Origin of the sequence: Nocardia sp. NPDC004860, from assembly GCF_040609015.1 — a bacterium.
Classification (GTDB): Bacteria; Actinomycetota; Actinomycetes; order Mycobacteriales; family Mycobacteriaceae; genus Nocardia.
Window position 1 is genome coordinate 70,951 of sequence record NZ_JBEXJI010000002.1, and the last position, 16,223, is coordinate 87,173.

The window sequence follows — 16,223 nt, forward strand, 5'->3', positions numbered from 1 at the left end:
TGCTCGCCTCAATCGCGTGAAAAGGCCGCGGCCGCAGCCATTTCCAGATCCTGGTACGGCTTTCCGCTCACGTCCTCGATGACCTGGTGCATCGTCCCACCGGTGAACGGGAACGGTGACCGGTACCGCGCCGAAACGGACTGACCGGTGTCCCGGCCGACCCGGACGCCCTCCCCGACACCGGAGAACACGGTCGGCTGGATCCGCATGTCATCGAGTGAACCCACGGGGTTCTCATCGATGTAGAGGACAGCCTCACCCGTGGGCGTGAAGTGGTCGGGCCGGGTGCCGTGCCGTTCGTACCGCACCCCGAGGATGTGATCACCGAGCGGCACCCGGCGGTCGGAGACGATGGCCTGTTCCTCCTCGCCGAGGAAGTTGTAGATGTAGCACAGGTGACCGTCCTGGACGAACAAGGCGTGCCCGCCGAGGCGCCCACCGTGGGCGAACAGCACTCCCTCCGCGTCCGGGCTGGTGATCGTCGTCTCGGCCAGCAGTGCGAACGAGCGTCCCAGAATCTCGAGCGCCGCGCCCGGTCCGACCTCCGCGCTGTCCGGGTAGTACACGGCCCGGTCCAGGCCTTTGGCATAGGTCGGGCGATAGCGCACCATCGCGGAGACGATGTCGAGATCGTTGAGCGGCATCCCGTTGTATTTCTCGGCCTCCGAGAACCACAGTGCCTTCAATTCCTCCAGTTTCTCGGGATGGACCTCGGCCAGGTCGTGCATCTGGCTGCGGTCCTGTTCGAGATGGAACAGTTCCCAGCGGTCCTTGTCGAAATGCCCCCAGCCGGACGGGCATGCCGCGTGAACGGTGTCGGCGAACCACCCGCGATGCCAGATGCCGCGCGTGCCCAGCATCGAATAGAACTGGGTGTGCTTGCCGACATCGGCGTCGGCGTCTTCGAACAGGGCCCGGAAGCTGACCCCCTCCAAGGGGCGCTGCTCCACGTTCTTCACCGTGTCCGGCGGTGTGATGCCGAGCAGTTCGTAGACGGTGGGGGTGATGTCGCAGACGTTGAGGTACTGGTGGCGGATCTCGCCGCGGGCCGGAATGCCGGCCGGCCACGACATCACGCATGGATCGGCGATGCCGCCTTCGTGCGAGGCATACCGCTTGTACAGCTTGTACGGGGTGTTGAAGGCCATCGCCCACCCGATGCTGTAGTGGTTGTAGGTGGTCGGCAAACCCAGCTCGTCGAGCTTGGCCAGACTGTCCTCGATCGTGTCGATGTAGCCGTTGAAGAACTTCATCTCGTTGACCGAACCGTTCGGACCGCCCTCACCGCTGGCGCCGTTGTCGGAGAAGGCCACGATGATGGTGTTGTCGAGCTGGCCGCTCTCCTCGAGATAGTCCAGCAACCGGCCGATCTGCGCGTCCGTGTACGACAGGAATCCGGCGAACACCTCCGCCTGCCGGGCGAACAGCCGTTTCTCGTTGTCGGACAGCGAATCCCATGCCCGTACCGTGTCCTGCGCCGGCCACGGCTTGCCGTCGGCGCTGGTGACGTTGATGTACGGGTTCATGGGTGACAGCTCGGTGTTCTCCGGCACCAGGCCCATGCGCTTCTGGTTCTCCAGCACTATCTCGCGATACTTCTCGTAGCCCATGTCGAACCGGCCGCGGTATTTGTCGGCCCACTCGTGCGCGACGTGGTGCGGCGCATGCCCGCATCCCGGGCACAGGTACATGAACCACGGTTTGTCGGGGGCGATCACCTTTGCGTCGCGAATGAACTCGATCGACTTGTCGGCCAGATCCTTCGACAGGTGATACCCGTCCTCCGGCGGATACGGCTGCGAGATCGGGTGATTGTCGTACACCAGGTTCGGATACCACTGGTCGGCCTCGCCGCCCAGGAAGCCGTAGAACCGCTCGAACCCGCGCCCCAGCGGCCAATGCCGCTTCGACGCCGCGAGATTCTCCTCCTCGAGCGGCGTCATGTGCCATTTGCCGACGGCGTAGGTGTTCCACCCGCGCTCGGCGAGCACCTCCGAACACAACGCGGTGTCGGCGGGTATGCGCCCCGACAGGCTCGGGAATCCATCGCTGAACTCTTCGATCGTGGCCATGCCGACCGATGACGCATTTCGCCCGGTCAGCAGCGAGGCCCGCGTGGGCGAACACAGTGCGGTGGTGTGGAACTGCGTGAACTGCACGCCACGATCGGCGATCCGCTTCATATTCGGCATGTCGACCAGACCGCCGTAGCAGTCCCAGGTAGCGATTCCGATGTCGTCCCACACGAGATACAGCACGTTGGGCGCACCCTGCCTCGCGGTCGGCTCCGCGTAGGGCCCCCAGTCGGCGACAGAGTCACGGATATCGAGGGCGACATGTCCTTCGAACTTCCTGGCCATCATTCACCTCGGGAAAAGGAGAATCGTTGGTAGTGATACCCAGCTCCGGCGAGCCCGCTGGGAGTTCATCGACGCGTCGGTGACCATGCCATTCCTGGACTCGGTGTCCGGAACTCTCGCTGCTCACCGGCCTCTCGTTCCGATAGAAGAGTACCGACCGGAATGGACTCATAGCAGCGGTTGGCCGAACACGAGGCCCGAACGGTCGATGATGTAGAGCCCGAGCACGATCAGTACGACCGGCATCATCCAACGGCTGTAGCGCCGAGTGATCGAACAGGGGCACAAGACACCGTCGCCGGGTTGCACGCAGAAGCGGCAGAACTGCATCGTCCGCAATGTTGCAGTCCATGCAAGGGTGCGGGCGATGCCGGACAACGGGATTCGGTGGTGCCCAGGATGATGATTCCTGGCGGATCAGTGAGCGGCGCGGGCCTCGAAGCCGTCGCACAGTGCGGTGAGACCGGTGTCGAGCAGATGCTCCGGATTCAGCAGGGCGGTGTCGCCCGTGCCGACGAGATCGGCCAGCGGGGCCGGGGTGGGCCAGTGCGGGTCGCCGTCGAGCAGGGCGGTGAGCCCGGAGCGTTCGTCGGCGCTGCTGTCGCGGCCCTGCAGCAGCCGGGCGCTGACCTCCTGCAGGGCGACCCCGGCGATGTAGCTCCACACCGACAGTGACATGCGGGTCGCCTCCCGGGTGTCGACGCCGAGCTCGGCGAAGCCCTCGACCAGCCAGCTCAGCACCACCAAGCTGTGCTCGCCGAAGTTGTAGCGCGGCACCGCGAAGGTGAACAGCACCCACGGATGTTCCTGGTAGAGCCGCCAATCCACCTCGGCCGCGATCCGCACCCGGTCCCGCCAGGTCCAGCCCCGGCCCTCGGCCGGCGGGTAGGGGTTGCGCCGCGAGACCTCGTCGGTCATGGCCGCCAGCAGGGTGTCCTTGTTGGGGATGTGCCGGTACAGCGACATGGCGCCGGAGTTCATCCGATCGGCGATGCGGCGCATGGACAGGGAATCCAGTCCGGACTCGTCGGCCAGGGTGATGGCGGTGTCGACGATGGCGGCCCGGGTGAGCTTGGCCTCGGTCATCGGACGAATTGTTCCCTTCCGCGCAGGGGATGCGTACACTGTACTCGCGCTCGTGCGTACAACGTACGCGCGCATTGTCTTGCAAGCCCGAAATCAGCCCGAAGGATAGGTCATGACGAGTACCCTCGCGCGTCCCGGCGCGAAGACGCCGCGCCGCGCCTGGGCGGGCCTGGCGGTTCTGCTGCTGCCGGTGCTGCTGGTGTCGATGGACATGTCGGTGCTCTACCTGGCCATGCCGACCCTCACCCAGAGCCTGGATCCGTCCGCGACACAGCAGCTCTGGATCCTCGACATCTACGGTTTCATGATCGCCGGATTGCTCATCACCATGGGCAATCTGGGCGACCGCATCGGGCGCCGCAATATTCTGCTCGCCGGTGCCACGGTCTTCGGAATCGCCTCGGCGCTGGCCGCTTTCGCACCCAGCGCGGGCGTGCTCGTCGCGGCGCGGGCGCTCATGGGCATCGGCGGCGCGACACTGCTGCCGTCCAGCCTGGCCCTGATCTCGACGCTGTTCCCGAACGATCGCGCGCGTGCCACCGCCATCGGCGTCTGGACCGCGTTCTTCGCGGGCGGGTCGGCGGTCGGGCCCATCATCGGCGGCATCCTGCTGCATCACTTCTGGTGGGGCTCGGTGTTCCTCATCAATACGCCGGTGCTGCTGGTGCTGCTGGCCTTCGGTCCGCTGCTGCTGCCCGAGCACCGCGACGCCGGGCGCGGGCGCCTGGACTGGGTGAGCGTATTGCTGTCCATCGGCGGCATCCTGCCGCTCGTATACGCCGTAAAGCATTGCGCGGCCGAGGGATTCGACCTGCCGGCCGTCGGCATCGGGATCCTCGGCGTGCTGCTGCTGACCGCGTTCATCCGGCGGCAGCGGATGCTGGCCGAACCGCTGCTGGATCTGAGCCTGTTCCGGCGCGGGCTGTTCTCGGTGGCCATCGGTTCCAGCACGGCGGGCATGCTGGCGCTGGCCGGCATGAGCTACCTGACCAGCATGTACCTGCAGTCGGTGACCGGACGCGACGCGCTGCAGTCGGCGCTGCTCGGGATTCCGGGGGCCGTGGTGGTGTTCGTGTTCTCGATGAGCGGCGCGCGGATCGGGCGCAGGCTCGGCACCAAGACCACCTTCGTGCTGGCGCTGAGCATGGCGTCCCTGGGCAATCTCATGCTGCTCGGGGTCGGTGTGGACGGCGGGATCGGCTGGTACATCGCCGGTTCCGTGGTCGCGGGCGCGGGCTTCGGCATCGCGTTCACGCTGGTGTCGGAGGTGGCGGTGTCGTCGGTGCCGGCCGAGCGGGCCGGGTCGGCGGTCGGTATCTCCGAGACCAGCTTCGAACTCGGCAACGGGCTGGGCCTGGCGCTGCTGGGATCCCTGGCGGCCCTGGTCTTCCGCTCCGGCGGGGACTTCGGGCCGACGCTGGGCGAGACCGTCGACCAGGCCGGCGGCAATGCCGCCCTGGTCGAATCGGCGCGCGAATCCTTCGTGACCGGCATGCACGTGGCGACCACCACCGGTGCGGTGCTGCTGGCCGCGATGGCCGTGGTGGCGTTCTTCGCCAAGCCCGGCGCCCCGGCGACCAGCGCAGCGGTGCCGGCCGGTTCCGCGCACTAGCCGAACAGGGTGGTCCACACCTCGGTGATGCGGGCGCGCCAGGGCATGACCACCCGCTGATACGCCTGGCGCACCGGGCCCGAGAGGGCATGCCAGGCGCGGGCGACGGCCGCGAAGAGTGGTTGCAGGACAGTGCGATTGAACCAGCGGCAGGGGGTCACCACCGTGATGTGGACGACGGTGGTGGCCACTCGCCAGCCGAAGACAGCCGTCACGATCACCGCGTAGACCAGCGGACGCAGCACCCATCGCCACAGCTGCTGCGCGGGCCACACGATCAGCCAGGTGACGAGCGGCTCGATCACGGTGACCAGCAGCCAGTGGCCGCCGGGCCGCAGGATTCGCCGCCACAGGGCCGAGATCGGCACGGCGACCAGCCACTTCCACGCCATGGCCAGCGTCCACCCGATCGCCTCGGCGATCGGTCTCACCACGGTGCGGAAGATCCACGGGATGCCCGGCTTCAGGACCCGCCGCCACAGCCACTCCTCGATGGCGCGCTGGATCGGGCGCAGGACATAGCCGAGCAGGAATGCCCCGATCGGGGTGAGGACCATGCCGAACAGCAGCTGCTGGATCAGCAGGTGCCAGAGATGGTTGCGCACGAAATTGCGCAGCGGGCGGAAGACCCAGTCCCGGAACAAGATCGCCAGCGGTCGCGCCAGATGCTCGTCGAACAGCCTGAATGCCGCGGCGATCAGTCGCGGTATCCGGGTGAGCGCCTCCCACACCAGTCGCGGTGGCACGAACAGCACCAGCACGATGCCACGTGCGATCCAACCCGGGATCGAGACGTGTTCCGGCGTCGGCTCTTCCGGCGCTCGATACGACATGACGGATTCCTTCCCCCCGTAGACCGCCTCCCATCCTGGTGCCGGAAAGTGGGCTGCGCCCAGGGTATTTCCACTCAGTTCCCGATCACGTACCGGTCCGCCGGTTAGGCTCGGAAACGTGGCTGAGCAAGACGCTCCGAACAGTGCGCGACCGGCCGGGTCGAACGGACGTCCGTTGGCGGAACGCGTGGCGACCAGGCTCTTCTATCCGACCTCCCGGCCGCGCGAGAAGGCGCTGCGCGAGTCCGTGTCCGGCGAGGTCATCCTGGTGACCGGCGCCTCGCACGGCATCGGCAAGGCGGCCGCGCGGAAACTGGCGGCCGCGGGCGCGACGGTGCTGCTGGTGGCGCGGTCGCTGGAGGACCTCGAACGGGTGGCCGCCGAGATCCGGGAAACGGGCGGGACCGCGCACGTCTACCAGTCGGACATCACCGAATTCGATGCCGTCGAGGCCCTGGGTCAGCGGGTGCTGGCCGAGCACGGCCGGGTCGATGTGATGATCAACAACGCGGGCCGGTCGATTCGCCGCCCGATCGACAAATCCTATGACCGGTTCCACGACTTCACCCGCACCATCGATGTCAACTACCTCGGACCCGTGCGGCTGCTGCTCACCCTGCTGCCGAGCATGCGCGAGCACCGGCGTGGGCACATCGTGAACATCTCCACCTGGGGACTGCGCATGCCGCCCGCGCCGCGGTGGTCGGCCTACGGTGCGTCCAAGGGCGCCTTCGACATCTGGTTGCGCACCGTGGCGACGGAGATCGCCGCCGACGGTGTCACCACCACCTCGGTGTACATGCCGCTGGTGCACACCCGCATGAGCGCGCCCACCGATTTCTCCGGCGTGCCCGGGCTCACCGCCGACGAGGCTGCCGATCTCATCTGCCACGCCGTGGTGGCGCGGCCGCTGGAGATCTCGCCCTGGTGGACCGGTGCGGTGCAGGCGTTCTCGGATCTGCGGCGCGGGGCCGCGCAACGGTTCATGGAGCGCGGCATGGGTCGCAGGTCAGGGAAGTAGCACCACTTTTCCGGTCGTCTCGCGCGACTCCAGGGCCCGGTGCGCGGCGGCGGCTTGCGCGAGTGGGAAGGACTGGACGGCCGGGCGCAGACGACCGGTGGCGGCCTCGGCCAGCGCGCGAGTCTCCAAGGCGCGCAAGCCGCCCGCGCGTTCGAGCATGGGCGGGCCGAGCACGACCTGCGAGGTGATGCCGCGTGCGGCGAGGGACCGCTCGTCGAGGTCGATCTGTCCGCCGGACCAGCCGAACACCAGTCGCACGCCGCCCACGCCGAGCAGATCGACTGCGGTGCGGGCGATCTCGCCGCCGACACCGTCGAACAGCAGGGTGCCCGGGCGGTCGCCGTAGCGGGCGCGCACCGCGTCCGGCCATGCCGGATCCAGGTAGTCCACCGCCAGATCAGCGCCGTTCTCGTAGACCTGATCGGCCTTCGCCTTGCCGCCGGCGAGTCCGATGACGGTCGCGCCCGCGGCGGCCAGGTACTGCACCAGCAGGGTGCCGATGCCACCGGCCGCGGACGGCACGATGGCGACGGTCTCGGCACTGACCTCGGCGAAGCCGAGAATCCCGAGCGTGGTGCGTCCGGTGCCGATCATCGCGACCGCGGCCCCGGCATCGACACCGTCCGGAATCGGGTGCAGCCGTTCGGCTTCGGTCACGGTGAGTTCCGCGTATCCGCCCGGCACCTGCCCGATGTGGGCGACGACCGCGCGGCCGAGCCAGCTGTCGTCCACTCCGGAACCGATCCGGTCCACCGTCCCCGCCACTTCTCGGCCGGGGATGGTCGGCAGTTCCGGGATCGGCGTCGGCGATCCCGAGAAGCCCTGCCGCAGTGCGGTATCCAGCAGATGCACCCCCGCCGCGCGGACCGCGATCCGGACCTGGCCGGGCCCGGGCTCGGGGTCCGGGACCGTCTCGTACCGTAGATTCTCGGCAGGTCCGAACTCGTGAAGACGGATGGCGCGCACAGCAACTCCTAGCCTCGGCAATGAACGTGTCCCCAAGCCTGCAACCTGAACATTGGTTCAGGTCAAGTGTTCTTGCGTGGGGTCCGCCGACCGCGGCGAGGAATTCACCCTGCAATTTGAAACGAATCACGTTCACATTCACGGCTTTCGGGTTAGTCTCGCTGCGTTCCACTTCCTGTGAACTTGCTGTGAGAGAGGACTATTCATGAAAACCGTTGTGCTGAAAGCCTGTGCGATCGCTGCCATCGGCTCCGGACTCGGCGCGGCCCCGGCCCTGGCCGCTCCGCTGTCGGTGCAACCCGCCGCCCCCGAACCGGCCGCGGTGAACCCCGTCGCCGGGCTGGTCCCCGAGACCGGTTCCGCGGGTGCGCTCAATTCCTTCACCTGTGCCCTGAAGAGCATCTCGGCCTCGGCGCCCTGCCTGCTCACCTAGGCGAGAGGACGCGGCCGGGCACGGCCTAGGATCAGGCCATGCGCTATCCGGACGTGCGGCGATGAGCCTGGCCACCCTCCTCACCCTCGCCGATTCCCGGCTGCCGATCGGCGGGCACGTGCATTCGGGCGGGGTCGAGGAGGCGGTCGCCTCGGGTCTGCTGCGCGATGTCGCGAGCGTCGAGCTCTACCTGCGGCGGCGCGTCCGCACCTCCGGGCTGGTGGCGGCCTCACTGGCCGCCGCCGTCTGCGCGGGGACCCTCGAACCGGGGCGCGCCGAACTCGAGGCCGACGCGCGGACGGCGTCGCCGGCGGCTCGGGCGGCGTCGCGGGCGCAGGGGCGCGGGCTGCTGCGGCTGGCCAAACAGGTCTGGCCGCAGGCCGATTGGCGGGCGCTCGGCGCTCGGCCGCATCTGTCCACGGTGTTCGGGGTGGTTGGCACGGTGTGCGACGCCGCACCCGAGGACATCGCCGCCGTCACCGTCTACACCACCATGACCGGGGCCGCGACGGCCGCGCAGCGACTGCTGGCCCTCGATCCCGCCGCGATCGCCGCCTGCACCGTTCGGCTCGCCGAGGTGTGCGACGCCACCGCGCGGCAGGCGGCGAAATCGCTTGCCGCGCTCTCCGACCCACTGCAGGACGTGCTCGCCGAGCGGCACCTGCGGCGGGACATGCCGCTGTTCGCGTCCTAGCCGGTCACCGGGTTGGTAACAACCGGTTTACGTGGCTGGGCAAGGATGGGGGTGAAAGGAGCCGCACATGCCACCTCACCTCATCGACGGGGAACCACACGACCACAGCCACGACCGGCCCAAGCGGGAGCGGACGCCGGGCGAGCCGCTGCGGATCGGGATCGGCGGGCCCGTCGGGTCGGGGAAGACCGCGCTGACCGCGGCCCTGTGCCGGCAGCTGCGGGACGAGCTGTCGCTGGCCGTGCTGACCAACGACATCTACACCACCGAGGACGCGGACTTCCTGCGCCGGCACGCGGTGCTGCCCGACGAGCGGATCACCGCGGTCCAGACCGGCGGCTGCCCGCACACCGCGATCCGCGACGACATCACCGCGAACCTGGACGCCATCGACGACCTGATCGAGGCGAACCCGCCGCTGGATCTGATCCTGGTCGAATCGGGCGGCGACAATCTGACCGCCACGTTCTCCTCCGGCCTGATCGACGCGCAGATCTTCGTGGTCGACGTGGCCGGTGGTGACAAGGTGCCGCGCAAGGGCGGACCGGGCGTGACCTGGTCGGATCTGCTGGTCATCAACAAGACCGACCTGGCCCCCATGGTCGGCGCGGATCTGGCCGTCATGGACCGGGATTCGACCAAGGTGCGCGAGGGCCGGCCGTTCGTGTTCACCTCCCTCACCGAGGACCCGGCCGCGACGCCGGTCCTGGCCTGGGTGCGCGAGCAGCTGCGTGTGGCGGCCGAGCAGGACGCGGCGGCGGGCAGTGCCCATTCGCACTGAGCTCCGCATCACCGCGACCGCCGGGACGCTGCCGCACATCCACGCGGTCGGCGGCCTGGCGGCACGGCATACCGGTGTGGACACGGTGCATCTCATCGGCACCGCCGCCACCCCGCTCGGCGGCGACGTGCTGGACATCGTCGTCTCGGTGGGTGAGGGCGCACGGTTGACGCTCCGGTCGGTGGCCGCCACCATCGCGCTGCCCGGGCGCGAGACCCGGAAGTCCGTGGCGCACTGGCACTTCGACGTGGCCGCCGGCGGCGAACTCGATGTCGATCCCGAGCCGACGGTGGTCGCGGGCGGCGCCGAGCACGACACCTTCACCACCATCCGGCTGGAAGAGGGTGCGCGCCTGCGCATTCGGGAACGCATCCAGATCGGCCGCACCGGCGAGGACCACGGCTCCTGGAGCGGCGAGCTCACCGCCGACGTCGGCGCCACTCCACTCCTGCGTCACCGCCTCGAACTCGGCGCCGACACCATCACCGATGACGCCCTCTCGGCCCCGCGCGCACTGGAGAGTGTGCTCACCTACCCCGACGACCGCCTTGCCGACACCGCCGGCCTGGACGCAGCACTCCTACCCCTCGCCGCAGGCGGCACCCTGTTCACCCGAACGGGTCGGCTGTTGATCCACTGACCCGCGGTTCCCCTCTCGAGGAGATCTATGCTTGGGCTCTGGTGAGCGCTCGGACCAGTCGTTCGAGCCATTCGCGCAGGCTGCCGGTGACGTCAGGATGGTTCTGCCGGAACGTGTCCCAGCGGACGTTCCAGGTGAGGATGTCGTCGGCTTCGAAATCGTCGGCTGCTGCGCCGAGGGCTCTGCGCAACAGCGGCCGGGGTAGCCGGATGCGCGGGGACTCCGCCAGGAGCACGGCGTCGTAGAGGTCCTTGCCCGCGCCGCCTTCGCGGAGGTCGACGTACTCCGAGTTCGTGGTGGATTCGGTGAACAGCCACAGGAGTTTCCATGCCAGGGACAGCTCCGGGCTCGCCGTGACGCAGGGGGTGGGCGCGCTGCCGTCACCGCGTGGCACGAGGGTCCAGACGGGCGAGTCGGGGAGGGATTGGTCGGCGGCGAAATCCACGTGGACCTCGCCTGCCATCGCGTCGGGGCCGGTCGTGTACCAGGGCACCCGGACCCTGAGGCCGGGGGTGTCGTAGTAGTCGAGGGCATAGCTCCCGTCCGCGGCGTCGTCGATACCGTCGGCGCTCAGGACCACGCCTGCCGGGGTCGCGGGTCGCTGCCGGATCGTCTCGATCAGGTTGTCCAGCAGGGGAGTCCAGGTGTGGTTCTCGCTGTAATCGTCCGGGTCCACCCAGTGCAGGCCCTCCGGCGGCAGGATCGGGCGCAGCCCGAAGGACTCGAACTGCTCGTCCTCCCACATCTCGTCGGTCACCGCTCCGAACGCGGCCTCGGGCCAGTGCTGTACCCAGGACATGTCGTCGACATACGGGAACGGGTCGGCCGGATCGGTGAAGGCGATATCGGTCGGGTCGGGGACGATCCAGTCCAGATCGGCCGGCGGCCTCGCCTTGTCGCCGACCCACGCGGCCATGGTGATACTCCCGCGCAGCACGAGGCCACGGCCCCACGGTGATTCGGCGATCAGCTCCAGCGTGTGGTCCAGCGCCGCCCGATGAGCAGCGCGGAACCGCGGTGTCCTCTCCACCTCCCTGACGCTAGAACAGGGGTGTGACAGGAAATCGCGGTCATTCCAGGTTGTAGACCGCGAAAGCGGCACGCGCTCACCAGACTTGGACGATCGAGATCAGGAAGCTGTCACTGCGGAATTCTGCCTTTCTCGTCCGGGAGCTCCCTGATCTTGTCGCCAGCCTTGCGCCGCAACAGATTCGGGCTCCGATCGTCGCGCTGCGCTGGGTGCCTGGCCGGCGATGCTCGTCGCTACTGTCCGGTCCGGGCCCGAGATAGCGAGACCAGGTGGTTTCGCGGCGGCCTCGGCGAGATCGATGCCCACCCCGACGACAGCAGATCTGCGACCTGTACCTGCTCGCCCGACGTGGCTATAGTTAGATATAGTCAGACGGGACCGTCGGTGAATAAGGAGGTAGATATGACGACAATCGAGGGCGCGAATGTCCTGGTGACGGGCGGGCAGCGTGGGCTGGGCCGTGCGTTTGCCCGGGAGTTTCTGGACCGCGGTGCGGCCAAGGTGTACGTGAGCGCGCGGAAGCCGGAGTCGAGTGACGATCCGCGGATCGTGCCGGTCGAGCTGGAGGTCACCGATCCGGATTCGATTTCCGCGGTCGCGGAGCGGGCCGGGGATGTGAGCATTGTGGTGAACAATGCGGGGGTGCTGCGCCCGGCTCCGCTGTTGCAGACCGAGATGGCGGATGTGGTGGAGACGTTCGAGACGAATGTCTTCGGGCCGCTGCGGATCGCGCGGGCCTTCGCGCCGATCCTCGCCGCGAACGGTGGTGGGGCGCTGGTGGATATCCACTCGGTGCTGTCCTGGAGTTCGGGGGCGGCTGCCTACGGCGCGTCGAAGGCCGCTCTGTGGTCGATCACCAATTCCCTGCGGATCGAATTGGCGGGGCAGGGTACGCAGGTGGTCGGTGTGCATCTCGGGTTCGCCGACACCGACATGGTGAAGGCCATCGCGGCGCCGAAGATCAGTCCGGCCGAGGTGGCGGCGGCGGTCGCCGACGGGCTGGAGCAGGGGGCGGCCGAGGTGCTCGTGGACGACTTCACCAGGCAGGTGAAGGCCGCTTTGTCCGGCCCGGTCGAGAGCCTCGTACTGCCGTTCGGTCGCTGAAAATCGGTCTCTTCCAAGGGAGTTCATCATGCCGCTGTGGCACATCTATCACCCCGCCGACACCCTCACGGCCGAGGACAAACAGAACTTCGCCAAGGACATCACGGCTTACTACGCGCGCTTCGGGCTGCCGGAGTTCTACGCGGTGGCGCTCTTCCACGAGGTCCCGGCCGACTCCTTCTACGTCGGCGGTGTATCGATTCCCGCGGTGCGGATCACCATCGACCATCTGGCACGCCAACTCGACGACCCCGATCTGCGCAAGCACATGAGCGAGCGCCTGCACGACCTCATGGCCCCGTACACCCTCGATCGCGGGCTGCATCTCGAATTCAATATCAACGAGGTACCCCGGGACACCTGGATGATCGGTGGACTGTTCCCGCCCCCGCCCGGCGGCCATATCGAGCGCGGCTGGGCCGAGGCGAACAAACCCATTCCCTACTGACCGAGGACGTGGCCCCGTATCGGGCGCGATGGGATGGCGGGGCTGGTGGGAACCGGCCCTCACCGCCGGTTCCCACCGCGAGCACAGCGGTGCTCGATCGAACTGGTCGTCGGCGAGGGTCAGTCGCCGACGATGCGGGGTGGAGCATCGAGCGCGTTGAACGCACCGACTGCGGCGGCAGCCGGCCACTGCGTCCTGGGCGCGTCGTCCTGCTGTGCCATCGGAGCGACCTCGGCCGGTGCCGCGTTCGCGGTGCCCGATCCGACGATCGCCAGTAATAGCGGAACCGCCCCTGCCGCAACCACATTGCCGACCTTGTTCCGGTGAGGGTTGAGTGGTCGGTGCTTACCTGCCGCCATGCAGAACCTTTCTGTCCAGGTAGAACATCTAGGGGTACATCGACGCTCGGCATTCGAACCCACCGGTCGCCTGGATTGGTGACAAAGTGGACAACCGGAAATCATTGCCATAACTGAAAATTAGCCGCTGCGCTCGTGAAAAGCCATGAAAGAGGCCGGAATCCAGTTCAGGGATTCCGGCCTCTGTGTATCTGCACTCACTCCCGAGTTGCCGACTCGTCGGCGACAATTCCGCCGACGGGTGCAGAGTTGTCGATTCCGCTCGCCGACTGCTCGGCCGGAGCGCCGGGGGTGGCCGGCGCCAGGTAGTCGGCGCCCGCGGCCGCCACCACCGGCGCGGCCATCGGGTAGGGCTTGCCGTCAGCCCGCGCGCTGCTGCGAGGACTTCTCCGCTTCCGCATTCGCCGCGGATTTGCCGTTACCGGAAGAACTTTCGCCGCCGATCTGTTTGGCGAGCTGACGTGCCTCGGCTGGATCGTCGAGCGCCTCGAGCGCCAGCCGCGCGAACACCCACTGCTCGGTGGCGGCCATCTGACCGCGGTGGCGGCCCAGGAAGGAGACGAACCATTCGAGCACGGTCACGAAACGGCTGCGGAAGCCGACCAGGTACCACAGGTGCAGGCCCAGCCAGGCCAGCCACGCGAAGAAGCCGCTGAACTCCAGCTTGCCCACCTGGCACACCGCGCTGAATCGCGACACCGTGGCCATGGAGCCCTTGTCGAAGTACTTGAAGGGCTTGCGGTCGGCCACTGTCTGCTTGCCCGCGACCTCGGCCCTGATGGCCTTCGCGGCGTAGGTGCCGCCCTGGATGGCGCCCTGCGCCTGCCCGGGGACGCCCGGCACCGACATCAGGTCGCCGACCACGAAGACGTTCGGGTAGCCCTTGATGGTGAGGTCGGGTTCGACGATGACGCGCCCGGCCCGGTCCACCTCGGTGCCCTTGGACCGGTCGGCGAGGATCTTGCCCAGGCCGCTGGCCTGCACGCCGGCCGACCACACCTTGCAGGCGGATTCGATGCGCCGCTCGGAGCCGTCCTGGTCCTTGATGGTGACGCCGCGCGCGTCGACATTGGTGACCATGGCGTTGAGCTGGATCTCCACGCCCATCTTCTCCAGCCGCTGCTGCGCCTTGCCGCCGAGCTTGGGGCCCATCGGGGCGAGCACCGCGCCCGCGCCCTCGACGAGGATGACGCGCGCGTCGCGGGTGTCGATATTGCGGAAGGAGCCTTCCAGGGTGCGGTCGGCGAGTTCGGCGATCTGCCCGGCCAATTCGACGCCGGTGGGCCCGGCGCCGACCACCACGAAGGTCATGAAGCGGTCGCGGACTTCGGGATCGGTGGCGAGCTCGGCCTCTTCGAAGGAGCCCAGGATGCGCGCGCGCAGTTCGAGGGCGTCGTCGATGGTCTTCATGCCGGGCGCGTAGGTGGCGAAGTGGTCGTTTCCGAAGTAGGACTGCTGCGCGCCGGTGGCCACGATGAGACTGTCGAACGGGGTGACGTAGTCCTGGTTGAGCAGGCGCGAGGTGACGGTGCCGTTCTCGACGTCGATGTCGGTGACCTCGCCCATGACGACGCGCGCGTTCTGCTGCTGGCGCAGCACGATGCGGGTGGCGGGGGCGATCTCGCCGGTCGAGAGGATGCCGGTGGCGACCTGGTACAGCAGCGGCTGGAACAGGTGCGTGGAGGTCTTCGAGATGAGGGTGATGTCGACGTCGGCCTTGCGCAGCTGCTTGCAGGCGAACAGTCCACCGAACCCGGACCCGATCACCACCACGCGATGACGCTGTGCGACGGATTTCTCGGCGTTCATCTAGTTCCTGCTCCTCGCCAGACGGGGAAAGTACGACAACTCACCCGTAACGGTAATGCAGTGTGAGTAGCGCGGACCAATCAGGATCGACCGAAAACAGACCTTTTAGACAACAACCTTGAAACTACAATATCGGCGGTCGTCCGGCGAGGATTGCCCAGAAGCGCGCCACGGGCGGCCCCGGCCGTGCCGGAACCGCCCGTGCGGGGTTCGGTGTCAGCGCCCCTGGAACAGCAATTGCGCCACGTGCGTGGTGGTTTCGGAGCCGTCGGCGTAACCGCCCTGATCGCCCTGCTCGGTCATGATGGCGAGGGTGTAGCGCTCACCCGGGCCCGCGAAACCGACCGAATTGACCACCCAGCCGCCCTGCTCGTCGGACCAGCCGTTCTTCAGGCCCGGGTTCATGGCGGCGCCCGCGCCCCACACGCCCCAGTGCTGGTTGGTGTCGACATGACGCATGCGGTCGAGCAGGTAGGCGCGGTCGTCCGGGTGCATGCGGGTGAGGACGTTGTCCATCAGCCGGTCCAGGTCGGCGGGGGAGCACTGCTGGAAACCCCAGTCGGGAAACAGCTTGACCTGCTCGATCGAGGTGGTGGGCGGCATGGGGACCAGACCGGTCATGCCGTTGGCGCGGAAGGCGTTGTTGAACGACATGCGGTCGATGCCGGCGTACTTGTTCCACAGGATGTCGGCGGCATTGTCGTTGGAGGTTGCCAGCATGGACTCCATCAGCGCGCGGTCGTCGGGGCCGAGCTGGATGGCGCCGATCCGGGCGCGGTTCAGCAGATCCTCGGCGATTGCCAGCTTGATGGTGGAGGCGGTCCAGAAGTTGGTGTCCGCGTTGCCGTTTCGATAAATGCCGCCGGTGACGCGGTCACGCATCACGTAGCCGGTGACGCCGGGGCGGGTGCCGAGGTAATTGTCGACGGCCGCGATGCGGCTGCTCATATCGGCGTCGAATCCCGCGATCGGACCCTGGGTGTGCACCGGTGCGGCACCGGCCATGGGAACGAAGGCGGGGGCGGCCGGAATGAGGGCCGCGGCAGC

The 16,223-nt window shown here is 67.9% G+C and carries 18 protein-coding genes; 8 read left to right on the plus strand and 10 right to left on the minus strand.

Annotated features, from left to right (window positions below; all coding sequences use genetic code 11):
- Positions 1–8 precede the first annotated feature (8 nt).
- From ABZV44_RS04295 to ABZV44_RS04305, 3 genes are all read right to left on the minus strand, one after another.
- Positions 9–2,360 carry an arylsulfatase gene (locus tag ABZV44_RS04295; protein WP_354831874.1) on the minus strand — a complete coding sequence of 784 codons (2,352 nt, stop codon included), beginning with the start codon at positions 2,358–2,360 and terminating at the stop codon, positions 9–11.
- Positions 2,361–2,528: 168 nt separating this feature from the next.
- Positions 2,529–2,738: a hypothetical protein gene (locus ABZV44_RS04300; protein WP_354831877.1), complete on the minus strand. Its 210-nt coding sequence runs from the start codon at positions 2,736–2,738 to the stop codon at positions 2,529–2,531.
- 39 nt (positions 2,739–2,777) lie between these two features.
- Positions 2,778–3,446 (minus strand): TetR/AcrR family transcriptional regulator, encoded by a 669-nt coding sequence (locus tag ABZV44_RS04305; protein WP_354831880.1) that lies wholly within the window; start codon positions 3,444–3,446, stop codon positions 2,778–2,780.
- 112 nt (positions 3,447–3,558) lie between these two features.
- On the opposite strand from ABZV44_RS04305, the gene ABZV44_RS04310 reads away from it, so the two are divergent.
- Positions 3,559–5,058 carry an MFS transporter gene (locus ABZV44_RS04310; RefSeq protein ID WP_354831882.1) on the plus strand — a complete coding sequence of 500 codons (1,500 nt, stop codon included), beginning with the start codon at positions 3,559–3,561 and terminating at the stop codon, positions 5,056–5,058.
- Here ABZV44_RS04310 and ABZV44_RS04315 read toward each other — a convergent pair.
- A complete protein-coding gene (locus tag ABZV44_RS04315; protein WP_354831884.1) occupies positions 5,055–5,891 on the minus strand; it encodes a hypothetical protein in 837 nt (278 codons plus the stop codon). The two genes, ABZV44_RS04310 and ABZV44_RS04315, sit on opposite strands and share 4 nt — an antisense overlap.
- Before the next feature lie 118 nt (positions 5,892–6,009).
- Between ABZV44_RS04315 and ABZV44_RS04320 the strand changes: the two genes are divergently transcribed.
- A complete protein-coding gene (locus tag ABZV44_RS04320; protein ID WP_354831887.1) occupies positions 6,010–6,912 on the plus strand; it encodes an SDR family NAD(P)-dependent oxidoreductase in 903 nt (300 codons plus the stop codon).
- Here the strand turns inward: ABZV44_RS04320 and ABZV44_RS04325 are convergent.
- Entirely contained in the window at positions 6,901–7,878 is a 978-nt protein-coding gene (locus tag ABZV44_RS04325) for a zinc-binding dehydrogenase (RefSeq protein WP_354831888.1), read from the minus strand. The two genes, ABZV44_RS04320 and ABZV44_RS04325, sit on opposite strands and share 12 nt — an antisense overlap.
- Before the next feature lie 205 nt (positions 7,879–8,083).
- On the opposite strand from ABZV44_RS04325, the gene ABZV44_RS04330 reads away from it, so the two are divergent.
- From ABZV44_RS04330 to ABZV44_RS04345, 4 genes are all read left to right on the plus strand, one after another.
- Positions 8,084–8,311: a hypothetical protein gene (locus ABZV44_RS04330; RefSeq protein ID WP_354831890.1), complete on the plus strand. Its 228-nt coding sequence runs from the start codon at positions 8,084–8,086 to the stop codon at positions 8,309–8,311.
- Between the two features lie 61 nt (positions 8,312–8,372).
- Positions 8,373–9,005 carry an urease accessory UreF family protein gene (locus ABZV44_RS04335; protein WP_354831893.1) on the plus strand — a complete coding sequence of 211 codons (633 nt, stop codon included), beginning with the start codon at positions 8,373–8,375 and terminating at the stop codon, positions 9,003–9,005.
- A gap of 67 nt (positions 9,006–9,072) precedes the next feature.
- Complete coding sequence (gene ureG, locus ABZV44_RS04340) at positions 9,073–9,786, plus strand: urease accessory protein UreG (protein WP_354831895.1); 714 nt, start codon at positions 9,073–9,075, stop codon at positions 9,784–9,786.
- Positions 9,776–10,426, plus strand: coding sequence for an urease accessory protein UreD (locus ABZV44_RS04345; RefSeq protein ID WP_354833093.1), 651 nt, complete (start codon positions 9,776–9,778; stop codon positions 10,424–10,426). Before ureG ends, ABZV44_RS04345 begins: the two co-directional genes overlap by 11 nt.
- A 25-nt stretch (positions 10,427–10,451) precedes the next feature.
- On the opposite strand, the gene ABZV44_RS04350 is transcribed toward ABZV44_RS04345, so the two are convergent.
- Positions 10,452–11,456 (minus strand): nucleotidyl transferase AbiEii/AbiGii toxin family protein, encoded by a 1,005-nt coding sequence (locus tag ABZV44_RS04350; RefSeq protein ID WP_354831898.1) that lies wholly within the window; start codon positions 11,454–11,456, stop codon positions 10,452–10,454.
- Between the two features lie 402 nt (positions 11,457–11,858).
- Here ABZV44_RS04350 and ABZV44_RS04355 point away from each other — a divergent pair, with 402 nt between their 5' ends.
- Together ABZV44_RS04355 and ABZV44_RS04360 are read left to right on the plus strand one after the other, a co-directional pair.
- Positions 11,859–12,560: an SDR family oxidoreductase gene (locus tag ABZV44_RS04355; protein WP_354831900.1), complete on the plus strand. Its 702-nt coding sequence runs from the start codon at positions 11,859–11,861 to the stop codon at positions 12,558–12,560.
- 28 nt (positions 12,561–12,588) lie between these two features.
- Positions 12,589–13,008, plus strand: coding sequence for a tautomerase family protein (locus ABZV44_RS04360; RefSeq protein WP_354831903.1), 420 nt, complete (start codon positions 12,589–12,591; stop codon positions 13,006–13,008).
- A 119-nt stretch (positions 13,009–13,127) separates the two neighbouring features.
- Here the strand turns inward: ABZV44_RS04360 and ABZV44_RS04365 are convergent, their stop codons facing one another.
- From ABZV44_RS04365 to ABZV44_RS04380, 4 genes are all read right to left on the minus strand, one after another.
- Complete coding sequence (locus tag ABZV44_RS04365) at positions 13,128–13,367, minus strand: hypothetical protein (protein WP_354831906.1); 240 nt, start codon at positions 13,365–13,367, stop codon at positions 13,128–13,130.
- A gap of 197 nt (positions 13,368–13,564) precedes the next feature.
- Positions 13,565–13,711, minus strand: coding sequence for a hypothetical protein (locus tag ABZV44_RS04370; protein WP_354831908.1), 147 nt, complete (start codon positions 13,709–13,711; stop codon positions 13,565–13,567).
- Between the two features lie 16 nt (positions 13,712–13,727).
- Positions 13,728–15,176: an NAD(P)/FAD-dependent oxidoreductase gene (locus ABZV44_RS04375; protein ID WP_354831911.1), complete on the minus strand. Its 1,449-nt coding sequence runs from the start codon at positions 15,174–15,176 to the stop codon at positions 13,728–13,730.
- 216 nt (positions 15,177–15,392) lie between these two features.
- A complete protein-coding gene (locus ABZV44_RS04380) occupies positions 15,393–16,181 on the minus strand; it encodes a tat pathway signal sequence (protein ID WP_354833094.1) in 789 nt (262 codons plus the stop codon).
- Positions 16,182–16,223: the final 42 nt, after the last annotated feature.

What these genes read in the sequence shown, in the direction of transcription:
- ABZV44_RS04295 (WP_354831874.1), bottom strand. Translation starts at nt 2,360, where the DNA reads ATGGCCAGGAAGTTCGAAGGACATGTCGCCCTCGATATCCGTGACTCT.
- ABZV44_RS04305 (WP_354831880.1), bottom strand. Translation starts at nt 3,446, where the DNA reads ATGACCGAGGCCAAGCTCACCCGGGCCGCCATCGTCGACACCGCCATC.
- ABZV44_RS04310 (WP_354831882.1), top strand. Translation starts at nt 3,559, where the DNA reads ATGACGAGTACCCTCGCGCGTCCCGGCGCGAAGACGCCGCGCCGCGCC.
- ABZV44_RS04315 (WP_354831884.1), bottom strand. Translation starts at nt 5,891, where the DNA reads ATGTCGTATCGAGCGCCGGAAGAGCCGACGCCGGAACACGTCTCGATC.
- ABZV44_RS04330 (WP_354831890.1), top strand. Translation starts at nt 8,084, where the DNA reads ATGAAAACCGTTGTGCTGAAAGCCTGTGCGATCGCTGCCATCGGCTCC.
- ABZV44_RS04335 (WP_354831893.1), top strand. Translation starts at nt 8,373, where the DNA reads ATGAGCCTGGCCACCCTCCTCACCCTCGCCGATTCCCGGCTGCCGATC.
- ureG (WP_354831895.1), top strand. Translation starts at nt 9,073, where the DNA reads ATGCCACCTCACCTCATCGACGGGGAACCACACGACCACAGCCACGAC.
- ABZV44_RS04355 (WP_354831900.1), top strand. Translation starts at nt 11,859, where the DNA reads ATGACGACAATCGAGGGCGCGAATGTCCTGGTGACGGGCGGGCAGCGT.
- ABZV44_RS04360 (WP_354831903.1), top strand. Translation starts at nt 12,589, where the DNA reads ATGCCGCTGTGGCACATCTATCACCCCGCCGACACCCTCACGGCCGAG.
- ABZV44_RS04365 (WP_354831906.1), bottom strand. Translation starts at nt 13,367, where the DNA reads ATGGCGGCAGGTAAGCACCGACCACTCAACCCTCACCGGAACAAGGTC.
- ABZV44_RS04370 (WP_354831908.1), bottom strand. Translation starts at nt 13,711, where the DNA reads ATGGCCGCGCCGGTGGTGGCGGCCGCGGGCGCCGACTACCTGGCGCCG.
- ABZV44_RS04375 (WP_354831911.1), bottom strand. Translation starts at nt 15,176, where the DNA reads ATGAACGCCGAGAAATCCGTCGCACAGCGTCATCGCGTGGTGGTGATC.
- ABZV44_RS04380 (WP_354833094.1), bottom strand. Translation starts at nt 16,181, where the DNA reads ATGGCCGGTGCCGCACCGGTGCACACCCAGGGTCCGATCGCGGGATTC.